This is a genomic window from Brevundimonas vesicularis NBRC 12165 (genome assembly GCF_001592205.1).
In the GTDB taxonomy this organism is placed as follows: domain Bacteria; phylum Pseudomonadota; class Alphaproteobacteria; order Caulobacterales; family Caulobacteraceae; genus Brevundimonas; species Brevundimonas vesicularis.
This window is the reverse complement of the sequence record NZ_BCWM01000015.1, coordinates 33233-45686: the sequence shown is the minus strand read 5'-3', so window position 1 is coordinate 45686 and position 12454 is coordinate 33233. Positions and strand designations below refer to the sequence as shown.

Here is a 12454-nt window from a genome sequence, read left to right as displayed (position 1 = left end):
CCCGGCGTCCTGCGGAGGTTTTGAATGGCTGATCGTCTGGCGAGCGCGAGCGGATTGTCGCGTCGGTTTCTGCTGAGCGGCGCTGCGGCGCTGGGGCTGACCGGCGTGGCGGCTTGCGGGCGCAAGGACGAGGCCGCAAAGGCGCCCGCCGCGCCGCCCACACCCGCGGGGCCGCCGGAAGGCTCGCTGGAATGGGCGGTTGAGGGATCTTGGCGCTCGGCCCAAGACAAGGCGCGCGACGCCTTCCGTCACCCGATGGAGACGCTGCGGTTCTTCGGCCTTCAACCCAAGATGACGGTGGTGGAGTTCTGGCCCGGCAGCGGCTGGTACACCGAAATCCTGGCGCCCTATCTGGCCAAGGGGGCGGGCACCTATGTCGCAGCCCTGTTCCCCGAGGGGCCGACCGCCGATCCGGCGCAGGCCGTGCTGAACACCGCCTTCCGCACCCGGTTCTCCAGCGACAAGAAGCTCTATGGAGAACCGCAGTTTTCGGTCTTCGGCGCGGGGTCCGGTCCGGTAATCGCGGCGGGTACGGCCGAGATGTGCCTGTTCATGCGGACCCTGCATGGCTGGATGGCGGCAGGCATTGCGGAAAAGGCCTTCGCCGACGCCTTCGCCGCCCTTCGCCCGGGTGGCATCCTGGGCATCGAACAGCACCGGCTGGCCCCTGCGCAGGATCAGGATCCGGTCGCGGCCAACGGCTATGTGCAGGAAGCCTTCGTGCGCCAGTTGGCTGCCGAGGCGGGCTTCGTTTTCGTCGAGGCGTCCGAGATCAACGCCAATCCGGAAGACACCAAGGATCACCCGTTCGGCGTCGACACCCTGGCGCCCACGCGCCTGACGGCGCCGCGCGGCGAACCGGCGGACCCCGCCTTCGACCGATCCAAATATGACGCGATCGGCGAGAGCGATCGCATGACCTTGAAGTTCAGGAAGCCCGAGTGAACCGCGCCCAAGCCTTCGCCGCCAACGCCCCGTTGATGGGGGTTCCCGGCGCCGCCCCGCCGCCCGGCGGAAAGGGCGACTGGTTTCGCGGCGCGGGCGGAATGCGCCTGCGCGCCGGGCTGTGGAAGCCGTCTCATCTCGCTGCGGACAAGGTGCGCGGCACCGTGGTGCTCAGCCCCGGCCGCACCGAGCCGATCGAAAAATACTATGAGGTGATCGGCAACTTCCTGGCGCGCGGCTGGTGCGTGCTGACCCACGACTGGCGCGGCCAGGGGCTGTCGGCGCGGCTCTTGCCGGATCGGCTGAAGGGGCACGCCCGTGCGGTCGAGGAGTTTCTGGACGACTACAACCGCCTGCTGAACGCCTATGAAGACCAGTGTCCCAAGCCCTGGATCATGGTCGGCCATTCGATGGGCGCCTGTCTGAACCTGCTGACGCTGGAAAGCGGCGAGAGCCGGTTCGCGGGCGCGGTCCTGTCCAGCCCCATGCTGCGGATCAAGACCGGCAAGCGGTCGATGTGGTCGGTCAAGCTGGTGGTGCGCTGGAACATTCGCCACGGCCAGGCCGGCGACTACATCCTGGGCGACCCCGACGATCCGTTCGACCACAACTTCGCCGAGGACGCCCTGACCTCGGACGAGAGCCGATACGAGATGTGGCGTCAGCAGCTTTACGCCTGTCCGCACCTGGCCATCGGCGGTCCCACCTATGGCTGGCTGGCCTTTGCGCTGGACGCGGGCGAGCGGGCCTTAAAGCCCAAGGCCTTGAAGGCGGTCAAGGCGCCGGTCGTGATCGTCCAGGCCAGCGCCGACGACGTGGTGTGGAAACAGACCAACCACTGGGCCGCCAAACGCATCCCGCGCGGCCGCTACGTCGAGGTCGCCGTCGCCAAGCACGAGGTCATCATGGAGGCCGACGACCTGCGCGCGGTCTTCCTGAACGAATTCGACGCCATGGCCGATCTGGTCGCCCCTGCGGCCGACGCGGTCACCGTTTCATCGGCGAGGACTGCGGACGTGACGGCGGAGACGTCGTCGGTCGGCTAGGCGGCTGTCGCGGCGGCCAGAACGCGACGGCCCGCCGCCAGAATGTCCTCGGCTTCGGGCACAGCCACGTCCGGCTGCATCAGCCAACGGGGCTGGCCTTTCACGTCATAGACGGGTTCGGCGGAATACTGGGCTTTGACGCCGGTACGGTCGAGGGTGATGGGAAAGACCGCCGCGCCCAGCCCCATCATGGGCGTGCCGACGACCGTGGCGCGACCCAGCCCCCGCATGCCCATGGGAAAACCCTCGGCCATGCTGCCGCTCCAATGGTTCGTCAGGACGACGACCGGGCGGGCGTAGGTAAACGGCCCGCGCGGCTCGACCGTCTCGGTCCAGAAGTCGCCGAGGCCTCGCCCCTGCCGCCGCCGCATCAGGGCGTAGGGCTTCGTCTCGCTGATGAACCGGCCCATGATCGGGCGCGCGATGGCGGTGTCGCCCCCACCATTGTCACGCACGTCGATGATGAGGCCTGGCGCGTCGCGGAACTCGGCCAAGGCTTGATCAAAGCTTTCCGTCACCGCATCGTCCGCAAAGCTGCGAATGGCGACATAGCCGACGCCGTCGTCCAGCCTGCGCCATTCGACATTCGGCTTGGGCGCAGATTGGCGGATCGGAAGAAGCAGGTCGCGCGGCGCGGCTGATCCGGTCGCCACCTGATAGCGACGCGGCTGACCGCGACGGCCGGCGACGGCACTGTTCAGGGCATAGGCCCGGGCCGCCTGATCCGGCCGGCTCAGGCATTTCGGCAGCAGATCGTGGGCCACAGCCGCGACCGGGCGGTCGTCCACGGTCAGGATCACGTCGCCGAGACGAAGGCCGACCTCAGACGCCACGCTGTCCTCATCAATGGCGGTCACCACGGCCTGACCGTTGCCCCAATCGGCGATCAGATCGGAAATCGGCAATCTTGGAGAGCCGGCGGGCGGATCCGCCAGCGAGGTATGGGGATCGTAGAGTTCGGCCAGGGTGCGACGCAGGACCTCGCCGAAAGCGTCGTCAGACTCCGCCGATCGCGCCAGGGGGCGATAGAGGGACCGGACTCGATTCCAGTCCGTGCGCTTGTCCGAAAAGAAGCAGTAACGATCCCGTAGAGTTTCCCACAACTCATCGAAATCGTTTAGGAAGGTGACGTCGTGATCGGGTTCGGCCGCCCACGCTGCGCTACTTATCGCCGGTGTCACCGCAGCCCCCAGCGCGGCCTTTAACATGAGGCGCCGATCCATCTTCGTCCCGCTCCGTAAGCGATTGTCTCGCCACCTTGTGGACCGCGCGGGCGGGATTGAACCAGTTAAACTCTTGTAAGACCCTCGGCGCGCCAGCGTCGGTCGATCGTCTGGGTGACGCCGCATAGCTGCAGGAAGGCGACAGCGACGCCGGGGCCGGTCTCCGCCTTGACCAGCAGCGGCAGAACGATCCACTCGCGCGGGAAGCGCATGACCATCACGTCGTCGCTGGCGCGCAGGTGCGGGCAGTATTTCATCGAGCGGTCGACGCAGCGGCGGTGCAGGGGCGCGATCGAGCCGGCGTCGATCATGACCCGGTCGTCGGCGATGTCGGCGCGAACCTGACCGCCGCGCGCCCTGAGCTGACCGGCGCACCGTCGCGCGGCGATCTGGGTCCAGCGATCGCTATCCTCAGTCGGCTCGCCGCACATCGGGCACAGCATGCGCGCGACTGTCAGGCGTTGTCGGACCAGATGGTTCTTCGAATATTGCGGCTTGCCACTGCCGAGCGCGCTGGCCTGCATCAGGGCGAGACGGCCGCCGACGGTTCGGCACGGCGCGGCGCTCGTGATCTCCTCGCCGCTCCAACTCGTGACCCAGGGCACATCGACGCCGACAACCAGTTTGGACAGCCCAGCCATCGAAATCCGTCCCCTCAACCGTCCGCACCCTGACGCCGTCTCGCGACCTGCGTCAATATGCGCCAGGTGTGAGCGTCAGGCGGCCGCGCGTTTCAGTGTCACCAGGGCCTGATCGATCAGTCGCGCGTCGCCGACGGCCAGGATCTGGCCCTTGTCGTCCGGCGCTGCGCCGCGCCAGTTGATGACCTTCCCGCCCGCCGCCTCGATGACGGGCACGAGGGCTGACCAGTCCCAGGGCTTCAGGCTGGTCTCGGCGACCAGATCCATCTTGCCCGCCGCCACCATGGCGTAGGCGTAGGCGTCGCAGCCCAGGCGCGCCAGGCGGGCGGTCGCTCGCACCTGGGTCCAGGCGCCCAGTTCCGCGCCGTTGAAGATGTCGGGGTCCGTGGTCGAGATGACGGCGTCGGTCAGCGTCTCGCAGGACCGCACGGCCAGCGGCGTCTCGACATCGCCGCGCAACAGGCGCGCGCCGGACGGGCCGCCGATAAAGATTTCGTCCAGATAGGGCTGGGCGATGACGCCGACGGTCGGCTTGCCGGCCGTGCGAAGGGCGATCAGCGTGGTCCACAGCGGCAGGCCCGAGATGAAGGCGCGCGTGCCGTCGATGGGATCCAGCACCCAGACGTGCTCGACGTCCGGCCGATCCTCGCCATACTCCTCGCCGATGACGCCGTGGTCGGGATAGCGGGCGGCGATCAGGCGGCGGATGGCGGCCTCAGCCTGCTTGTCGGCTTCTGTGACGGGATCGAAGCCAGCCGCGCCGCCCTTGTCCTCATGCCCAATGTCCGAGCGGAAGAAGGGCAGGGTCACGCGCGCGGCTTCGCGCGCCAGTTCGATGGCGAAGGCTTCGTATTCGGTCATGGGATTCCCTTACCGCGCTTTCGCCGGCATGGGCGCCCCTTGAGACGTGCAGATCGGGGAGACGCGCAGATCAGGCGGCGGCCGCGTCGCCCGCATGCAGGGACTTGGCCAGATCCAGCAAACGCCGGCGGGGCCGTTCGTCCAGCTGATAGTAGGCTTGGATCAGATCCAGCGTTTCCTTGCGCGAAAAGACTTCGCCGGCCTTGGGAGTCGGTGCGTCGGCCTCCATCGCCTCGGCCAGGCCATCGTAGAAATAGGCGACGGGCGTTTCCAGCGCCTCGGCCAACTGCCACAGGCGCGCGGCGGAGATGCGGTTGGCGCCGCATTCGTACTTCTGGATCTGCTGAAAGCGGATGCCGACCTGGACGGCCAACTGCTGCTGGGTCAGGCCCAGCAGGCGGCGACGGCGGCGCAGGCGGCGGCCCAGATGAAGGTCGATGTCGTCGGCCATGACGGTGATCCTCGTCTCAACGTCTGTCCCGATGCGGGACGACACACGTCGATCACGGCAATCGCCGTGCCGGATCGCGCCTGACGCGAATTCGGCCTTATTGCGGCGAGGTTGGAACGAGGACGCAACCGTATGGCCCGAGCCGCATTTACTGCAACAGCTTGGCTTTTAAAGGAAGGAACCACAGCATGGGTCTCGGAATCATTGGTTGGCTCGTCATCGGCATCGTCGCCGGCTGGCTGGCTGAAAAGGTCATGGGTCGTAATCACGGCCTGCTGACGAATCTGATCGTCGGCGTCATCGGCGCTCTGCTCGGCGGCTTCATCTCGAACAACATCTTCGGCACGCCGGTCGGCGGCTTCAACTTCGTCACTCTGATCGTGGCGTTCCTCGGCGCCTGCCTGCTGCTGTTCCTTCTGGGACTGGTCAAGCGTCGCGCTTGATCCGGCAGTCGGTCGATAAGGAAAAAGGGCGGCTCTTACGAGCCGCCCTTTTTGCTGTGCTACTGTCGCCGCTGGGTTGCGGACAGACGAAAGGGCGGCCGGGAAACCCGACCGCCCTTTTTCATTGCGCCTTGGAAGACTGGCTTACTGCGGCTCGGTCGGAGCCGGCGAGGCGCTGTCCGGAGCCGGGGTCGCCGGTTCTGTGGTCGCCGGATCGGTCGGTTCGGCCGCAGGTTCCGCGGTCGGCGCGGGAGCGGCGGCCGGATCAGCGGCGGGGGCCGCCGGGGCGCCGGCGATAGGAGCGGCGGCGTCAAACTCGGCCTTCGTGTAGGCCACCACGACGCCGGTTCCTTCCTGACGGATGCCGCTCAGCGGCACGGCGCGAAGTTGGCCGTCGGCGCCGCGGACGGTAAGCTCCTGCTTGCCTTCAGCATTGTTCTGAACGCCTTCCAGCTTGCCCAACTCGCCATCAGGACCGGAAACGCTCGATCCGGGGTTCAGCGACAGCGATTGCTGCGAGGACGCGGCGGCGGCAGGGGCGGCGGCAGGGGCGGCGGCGGGAGCGGGCGTGGTTTCTTGCGCCAGAGCCGGCGCGACGGTCATGAAGGCGGCTGCAGCGCCAGCCAGAAGAGCGGTCTTGATATTCATGGGTCATCCCCAGTTGCACGGGCCCGACGCCCGCACCCCTATATACTCGCTCTGTTACGGATTGTTTCGTATGCCCCGAAATGACCTTGGCAGCGCCCCGGTTGGACGATTCTTGGTCTATGTTCGGGCGATCCGCGATTCGAGAGGCCACGTTTGTCCAGCCGCCCCCGGCACACATCCGGTCTGATCCGCCGACTGGCGGGTCTGGCCTTCGAGCTGACGCCCCAGATCTTTGCGGTGGTGGCCTTTGGCGCAGGCGCGCTCATGCTGGCCTCTGCGGTGACGCCCGAGTTCGACAGTCGGCTGCGTCAGCTGACGGGCGTCGTGTCTCCCATCCTGATCGACCTGTCGCACTTCGTCGGCAGCATCGCCGGTTTCCTTCTTCTGCTCTTGTCGGCGGGTCTATGGCGGCGTCGACGCGGCGCCTATTGGGCCGCCCTGCTCGTCCTGGCGGCCGGGGCGGTGTTCTCGGTGCTGAAGGGTCTGGACTGGCAGCAGGCGACGGATTTGCTGGTCGTCGCCGCCCTTCTGGCGCCGTGCCGTACGGCCTTCAACCGGCGCTCGCGTCTCAGCGAGCCGCTGCGGCCGAGCTGGCTGTTGCTGCTGACGGCGGTAGTGGCGGCCATGCTGTGGCTGGGCTTCTTCGCCTATCGCGACGTGGCCTATAATGACGAGCTGTGGTGGCGCTTCCTGAGTGATCGCCAAGCGTCCGGCTTCCTGCGGGCCGGGCTGGTTCTGGCGATCCTGACGCTGGTGGTGGCCGGCCGCTCGCTGTTGAGCTCACCCGGCGCCCACAGTCACGGCCCGGCCAGCAAGGCCGACATCGATCGCGCGCTCCAGGCGCTGCAGACCGCCGATACGGCCACGCCCGAGGCCTGGCTGGCCATGCTGGGCGATAAGGCGCTGATGTTCAGCCCGTCGGGTTCCAGCTTCCTGGCCTATCACGTGCGGGGGCGGCGCTGGATCGCCATGGGCGAGCCGGCGGGGCTCAAGAGCGAACGGCTGGAGCTGCTTTGGTCCTTCGCCGAGATGGCCGACAGCTATGGCGGGGCGGCGGTCTTCTATTCGGTCAGCGAAGAGGTGCTGGGCGATCTGGCGACCATGGGACTGGCGGTGCGCAAGGTCGGCGAGACGGCCGTGATCGACGCCCACCGGTTCTCCATCGAGGGCAAGGGCAAGCAGAACCTTCGCACAGCCATCAATCGCGCCGAGCGTGAAGGCTCCTCGTTCGAGGTTCTTCCGCCCGGTTCGGCCGCAGCGATCGCGGACGAGCTGCGCGAGATTTCGGACGCCTGGCTGGCCATGCACGAGGGCTCGGAGAAATCCTTCTCCTTGGGGCGCTTCGACGTCGACTATCTGGACCTGACGCCGCTGGCGGTGGTCAAGGAGGGCGGCCGCATCGTCGCCTTCGCCAATCTGCTGACCTCGCCGGACGAAGCGGCGGTGGATCTGATGCGCCATCGGCCGGACGCGCCGCATGGGGTGATGGACTATCTGTTCATTCGCTGCGCCCAGTGGGCCAAGGCGGAAGGCTTGGCCAGCTTCGACCTGGGCATGGCGCCGCTGGCTGGGCTGGAGGATCGTCGCATCGCGCCGGTCTTCGCTCGCGTCGGCGCCCTGGTGTTCGAAGAGGGCGGGGCGCTCTACGGCTTCCAGGGTTTGCGCAGCTACAAGGCCAAGTTCGGCCCGGACTGGCGTTCGCGCTTCATCGCCGCGCCGGTTTCGACGCCCCTGCCGCTGGCCCTGCTGGATGTCGCTCTTCTGACGAGCGGCGGCTGGCTGGGGATGCTGGGGCTGAAGAAGGCCTAAGTCAGCAGCGCCTTCAGCACGCCGTCCAGCACCGGGCGGCCGCGCTCGGTGGCGATCAGTCGCTCGGCCTTCAGCATCAGGAACCCGTCGCCGATCAGGTCCGCGACCGGCGCGCGTTCTGCCGACAGGCCGAGCGGCGACAGCAGGGCGACAGGCGCGCCTTCGGTGGTGCGCAGGGCCAGCAGCAAACGTTCTTCTGCGGCGTCGACCGGCGTCTGGGCGTCGCGCTCGCACCAGGGCGTGAGGCCCGAGACGCCCGCCACATAATCGGCGATGCGGCGGTGGGCGACGGTCGCGGTCCTAACGCCGTCCAGCGTCAGCCGGCCATGGGCGCCGGGGCCAAGTCCCAGATAGTCGCCGCCGCTCCAGACATGCAGATTGTGCGACGACCGGGCGGCGGGACCGCGCGCGTGGTTGGACACCTCATAGGCTTCGAAGCCGGCGGCCGAGAGGACATCCTGGGTGGTTTCGTAGAGGGAGGCGGCCCGGTCCTCGTCAGGCGGGGTCAGGGTTCCCCGTGCGAAGGCCCGGCCAAAGGCGGTCGTCGGCTCTATGGTCAGCTGATAGGGCGAGACGTGTTCGAACCCGAGCGCCAGCGCCGCGGTCAGTTCGGCGGCCCAATCTTCAGGCGTCTGGTCCGGGCGGGCGTAGATCAGGTCGATGGACAGACGGTCGAAGGCGCGGCGGGCTAGATCGACCGCGCGCAGGGCCTCGGCCGCCGAATGGTCGCGACCCAGAAAACGCAGGGCGGCGTCGTCCAGCGCCTGGACGCCCATCGACAGGCGGTTGATCCCGGCGTCGGCCAGGGCGGCGAAACGGCCGGCCTCGGCGTCCGTGGGATTGGCCTCCAGCGTGATCTCGATGTCGCCGGCGGGCGGGAACAGGTCGCGCGCCGCCGCCACGATGCGCGCGACGGCGTCGGGCGCCATCAGCGACGGCGTGCCGCCGCCGAAGAAGATCGAGGCCAGGCGACGCGGACCTGTCAAATCTCTCTGGGCGCGCAGATCGGTCAGGATTGCCTCGACCAGCCCGGCCTGTTCCTCGGTGCGCCCGCGATCGCGCACGACGTTGAAGTCGCAGTAGGGGCAGATGCGCGCGCAATAGGGCCAGTGGACGTAGAGGCCGACGTCCGATCCCGGATCAAGAGGATCAGTCAATCAGGGCCGCTCTCAGCTTGGCGAAGGCGACGGTGCGGTGGCTGATGGCGTCCTTGGCCGCCGGCTCCATCTCGCCAAAGGTCCGGTCGCCGCCAGTCGGAATGAAAAGCGGGTCGTAACCAAACCCCCGATCCCCGCGTGGGGGGAAGGTTAGCTGGCCGTGAACCTCGCCCTGCACCACCACACAGGGGCCGTCCGGCCAGGCGACCGCCAGAGCCGAGGTGAACCAGGCGGTGCGGTCCGTCGCGCCGATCTCTTCCAGCCGCTCCTCGACCTTCTTCATGGCGACGGCGAAATCCTTGCCCGGCCCGGCCCAGCGCGCAGAGAAGATGCCCGGCGCGCCATCCAGCGCCGCGACCGACAGGCCGGAATCGTCGGCCAGCGAAACCTCTCCCGACAGCTCAGCCGCGTGACGCGCCTTCAGCATGGCGTTGCCGGTGAAGGTGCTCTCCGTTTCGTCGGGTTCGGGCAGGTTCAGCTGGCCGGCCGTGACGAGTTCGTAATTTCCGCCGAGCAGCGCCGAGATTTCGGGAACCTTGCCGGCGTTATGCGTCGCCACGATGATCCGCATCCCTTTGATAAGCTTGAGATTCATCGTCGATCACGCTCCTGAAACAGTCTATTGCCAAAGTTTAATATCGTTAAACGATATGTAACGTGCCTTTTTCGCCCGCACGGCCTATCTATTGATCGTCAGGAACGAGGTCGCAGCGTTCAGGACTTCCGGAAAAACGGGAACGATCATGCGGCTAACAAATCCAAACGGCGATAATCGCCCAAACACGAAAGACGGAGAACCACAATGCATACGATGAACACCTCGATGTGGCTCGACAAGGTCGGCGCTGCTTTTGTCAGCACCGTTCTGATCGCCGCCCTGCCCACCGCCCTGGTCGTCACCCTGTTCCAAGCTCTTTGATCCCTCTCTTTTCGATCACTGGAGCTTTGACGACCTGCATGAAGACCGCGATGTATAGAGCCGCGCGCGGGTTCGCCGGACCCCGCGTGGCCATCGCCCCGCCTTCCCCGGCTTGAGATCAAAAAGACCATGCGCCTGCCCCTGCCGCCAAATCCGCTGAAGCGAGGCGAGGCAAGCGTTCCGAACTGGCTGGCCGCGCCGATCAAAGCGCTCGGCCCGGGTTCGGTGTCCAGCGTGTTGAAGGTGGTTCTGGACGTCGCCTATATCCTTCTCTGGTTGATCACCGGCATTCTGCTGTTGCTGGTTATCGCCGCGATCTTCATTCCCCTAGACAATGTGAACATCACCGTCAGCGGGGATTCCGGCGGCAAGCAACTGCCGCTGACGCGCACCCTGCTGCTGTTCGGTTTGGGCGCCGCGACCGCCTATTTCGGCGGGTTCATGCTGATCTTGCGCAGCCTGCGCCGCATCATCCGCACCCTGACCATGGGCGACCCGTTCCAGCCCGATAACGTCCGTCGCCTGCGCCAGATCGGCCTGACCCTGGCGGTCGTGACCGGCGGCGTCTGGGTGGCTCAAGGCTTCGTCGCCAAGCGGCTGGCGCCCGGCGTCATGGATCCGCAGGGCTTTGGCGAACTGCTGACCCCCATCTTTTCCGTGCTTATCGTCTTCGTGCTGGCGGAGGTGTTCCGCGAGGGCGCGCGCCTGCGTCGCGAATCCGAACTGACGATCTGAGCCGTTTCGAAGTAGGATTTGCGCATGGCCATCCGCGTCCAGCTCGACCGCGTCCTCGTGGAACGCCGCATGTCGTTGACCGAACTCGCCGACCGGGTCGGGGTCACGGTGGCGAACCTGTCGATCCTGAAGACGGGCAAGGCGCGCGCGGTTCGGTTCTCGACCCTGGACGCCCTGTGCCGCGAGTTGGACTGCCAGCCCGGTGACTTGCTGGCGCACGAGCCTGGTCCCGGCGACACGATCGAGGACGACGGCGAGGCATGAGGCGAAAGGGCTCGAGCCGTGATGAGAACGGACTGACGCCCGAAGACCGTCGCATCTGGACCCGTGTGGCCGGATCAGTCGTGACGCCGAGGACGCGCAAGGCCGCCCGCGTCACGCCCGGCGCCGAAACGCCGCCCGAGATCGTGGTGACGCCGATCGAGCGGCCGCGCCCCCTGATCAAGGCGTCTCCCAAACGCGCCGCTCTCGCGCCGCCGGCGGAAAAGCGACCCTCGCCGAACAAGCCCAAGCCCGCGCCCGAGGATCTGGAGCCGCGCCGCAAGCAGCGGCTGTCGCGCGAACGCGATCCCATCGAGGCGCGCATCGACCTGCATGGCTTTGGCCGATTCGAGGCTGAGGATCAGCTTCGAGGCTTCCTGACATCCTGCCAGGCGCGCGGAATGCGTGCGGTGCTGGTCATCACCGGACAGGGTCGGATGGGCGGCGGGGTGATCCGCTCGGCCTTTGCGGAATGGATGCATTCGCCCGCACTGCGCGGCGTCGTGTCGGGCTTCACCATCGCCCACCAGAAGCACGGCGGAAACGGCGCCTTCTACGTCACCCTGAAACGCCGGGCCTGACGCTCACGAAAAAGGCCGGGCCCGCGCTGGCGGACCCGGCCTTTCGAAAAGCGGCTTTGCTCTGGCTTATTTGGCGGCGATGGCGCCGGCCAGGATCACGTCGATCTGCTTGCCCATATGGTCCGACAGGGCCTGCGCGTCCCACTCGTCATAGGCGGCGCGGCGGTAGTTCGACAGATAGGCGTCCCAGATCAGCTCGACCAGCAGACGGCTGTCGGCGTCCTTGGACAGCTCGCCCTTGGCCACTGCATCCTGAAGGATGTTGCTGATGGCGAGCAGCAGGTTCTTGGTCGCGGCGCGGGCGCGCATTTCAGCGGCCAGGGGCTGGAACCACGAGCGGGCCACGATGGCCTGGAACAGAGGCAGTTGGTCCAGCGACGAGTGGTAGCCGGCGCTCAGCGCGCTGACGAGGCGCTGGCGGACGGGTTCGCCTTCGGGCGCCGCGGCCTCGACCACCTCGGCCAGACGCGTCATGTCCTCGGTCAGGACCGCCTCGAACAGTTCGGCCTTGTCCTGGAAGTTGGCGAAGACGGCGCCGGTGGACATGCCCGCGCCCTTGGCGATGTCGCGGATCGTGGCGGGCTCATAGCCGCGCTCGGCGAAGAGCGAGCGGGCGGCGTCCAGAACCTTTTGTCGCGTGCGGATCTTGGCGGCCTGGCGGCGGTTCAAGCGGGGCTCGACAGCGAGGGAGGCGACGGTATCTGTCATATAATCAGGCTTTTACTCTACTTTCG

Annotated in this window: 15 protein-coding genes; 7 read left to right on the top strand and 8 right to left on the bottom strand. The window is 67.1% G+C overall.

Features of this window, described 5'->3' with window-relative positions; all coding sequences use genetic code 11:
* Nucleotides 1–24: 24 nt before the first annotated feature.
* Both BVE01S_RS12580 and BVE01S_RS12575 read left to right on the top strand, forming a co-directional pair.
* Nucleotides 25–945, top strand: coding sequence for a class I SAM-dependent methyltransferase (locus BVE01S_RS12580; RefSeq protein WP_066628098.1), 921 nt, complete (start codon nt 25–27; stop codon nt 943–945).
* Nucleotides 942–1991, top strand: a complete 1050-nt coding sequence (locus BVE01S_RS12575; RefSeq protein WP_066628096.1) for an alpha/beta fold hydrolase — start codon at nt 942–944, stop codon at nt 1989–1991. Before BVE01S_RS12580 ends, BVE01S_RS12575 begins: the two co-directional genes overlap by 4 nt.
* Here BVE01S_RS12575 and BVE01S_RS12570 read toward each other — a convergent pair.
* From BVE01S_RS12570 to BVE01S_RS12555, 4 genes are all read right to left on the bottom strand, one after another.
* Entirely contained in the window at nt 1988–3199 is a 1212-nt protein-coding gene (locus tag BVE01S_RS12570; RefSeq protein WP_205678539.1) for a S41 family peptidase, read from the bottom strand. The genes BVE01S_RS12575 and BVE01S_RS12570 overlap by 4 nt on opposite strands.
* 80 nt (nt 3200–3279) lie before the next feature.
* Nucleotides 3280–3855 (bottom strand): hypothetical protein, encoded by a 576-nt coding sequence (locus tag BVE01S_RS12565; protein ID WP_066628090.1) that lies wholly within the window; start codon nt 3853–3855, stop codon nt 3280–3282.
* A 75-nt stretch (nt 3856–3930) separates the two neighbouring features.
* Nucleotides 3931–4716 (bottom strand): histidinol-phosphatase, encoded by a 786-nt coding sequence (gene hisN, locus BVE01S_RS12560; RefSeq protein WP_066628087.1) that lies wholly within the window; start codon nt 4714–4716, stop codon nt 3931–3933.
* A gap of 70 nt (nt 4717–4786) precedes the next feature.
* On the bottom strand, nt 4787–5167 hold the full coding sequence (locus tag BVE01S_RS12555; RefSeq protein ID WP_066553047.1) for a helix-turn-helix domain-containing protein: 381 nt from the start codon (nt 5165–5167) through the stop codon (nt 4787–4789).
* 188 nt (nt 5168–5355) lie between these two features.
* Between BVE01S_RS12555 and BVE01S_RS12550 the strand changes: the two genes are divergently transcribed.
* Nucleotides 5356–5610 (top strand): GlsB/YeaQ/YmgE family stress response membrane protein, encoded by a 255-nt coding sequence (locus tag BVE01S_RS12550; RefSeq protein ID WP_055754335.1) that lies wholly within the window; start codon nt 5356–5358, stop codon nt 5608–5610.
* Nucleotides 5611–5754: 144 nt separating this feature from the next.
* Here the strand turns inward: BVE01S_RS12550 and BVE01S_RS12545 are convergent, their stop codons facing one another.
* Entirely contained in the window at nt 5755–6258 is a 504-nt protein-coding gene (locus BVE01S_RS12545; protein ID WP_066628078.1) for a hypothetical protein, read from the bottom strand.
* Nucleotides 6259–6411: 153 nt separating this feature from the next.
* Here BVE01S_RS12545 and BVE01S_RS12540 point away from each other — a divergent pair, with 153 nt between their 5' ends.
* Nucleotides 6412–8067, top strand: coding sequence for a GNAT family N-acetyltransferase (locus BVE01S_RS12540; RefSeq protein WP_066628076.1), 1656 nt, complete (start codon nt 6412–6414; stop codon nt 8065–8067).
* On the opposite strand, the gene hemW is transcribed toward BVE01S_RS12540, so the two are convergent.
* Nucleotides 8064–9224 (bottom strand): radical SAM family heme chaperone HemW, encoded by a 1161-nt coding sequence (gene hemW, locus BVE01S_RS12535; RefSeq protein WP_066628074.1) that lies wholly within the window; start codon nt 9222–9224, stop codon nt 8064–8066. The two genes, BVE01S_RS12540 and hemW, sit on opposite strands and share 4 nt — an antisense overlap.
* Nucleotides 9217–9819 carry an RdgB/HAM1 family non-canonical purine NTP pyrophosphatase gene (gene rdgB / locus BVE01S_RS12530; protein WP_066628072.1) on the bottom strand — a complete coding sequence of 201 codons (603 nt, stop codon included), beginning with the start codon at nt 9817–9819 and terminating at the stop codon, nt 9217–9219. The genes hemW and rdgB overlap by 8 nt, the downstream gene beginning before the upstream one ends.
* A gap of 453 nt (nt 9820–10272) precedes the next feature.
* Between rdgB and BVE01S_RS12525 the strand changes: the two genes are divergently transcribed.
* Genes BVE01S_RS12525 through BVE01S_RS12515 form a run of 3 tightly spaced genes read left to right on the top strand, consistent with a single transcriptional unit; the run spans nt 10273 to nt 11720 of the window.
* Entirely contained in the window at nt 10273–10878 is a 606-nt protein-coding gene (locus BVE01S_RS12525; protein ID WP_066628070.1) for a DUF2975 domain-containing protein, read from the top strand.
* Between the two features lie 24 nt (nt 10879–10902).
* Nucleotides 10903–11142 (top strand): helix-turn-helix domain-containing protein, encoded by a 240-nt coding sequence (locus tag BVE01S_RS12520; RefSeq protein ID WP_017504942.1) that lies wholly within the window; start codon nt 10903–10905, stop codon nt 11140–11142.
* Nucleotides 11139–11720, top strand: coding sequence for a Smr/MutS family protein (locus BVE01S_RS12515; RefSeq protein WP_066628068.1), 582 nt, complete (start codon nt 11139–11141; stop codon nt 11718–11720). The genes BVE01S_RS12520 and BVE01S_RS12515 overlap by 4 nt, the downstream gene beginning before the upstream one ends.
* A 66-nt stretch (nt 11721–11786) precedes the next feature.
* Here BVE01S_RS12515 and BVE01S_RS12510 read toward each other — a convergent pair whose 3' ends face one another.
* Entirely contained in the window at nt 11787–12428 is a 642-nt protein-coding gene (locus BVE01S_RS12510; RefSeq protein ID WP_039243898.1) for a TetR/AcrR family transcriptional regulator, read from the bottom strand.
* Between the last annotated feature and the right edge of the window lie 26 nt (nt 12429–12454).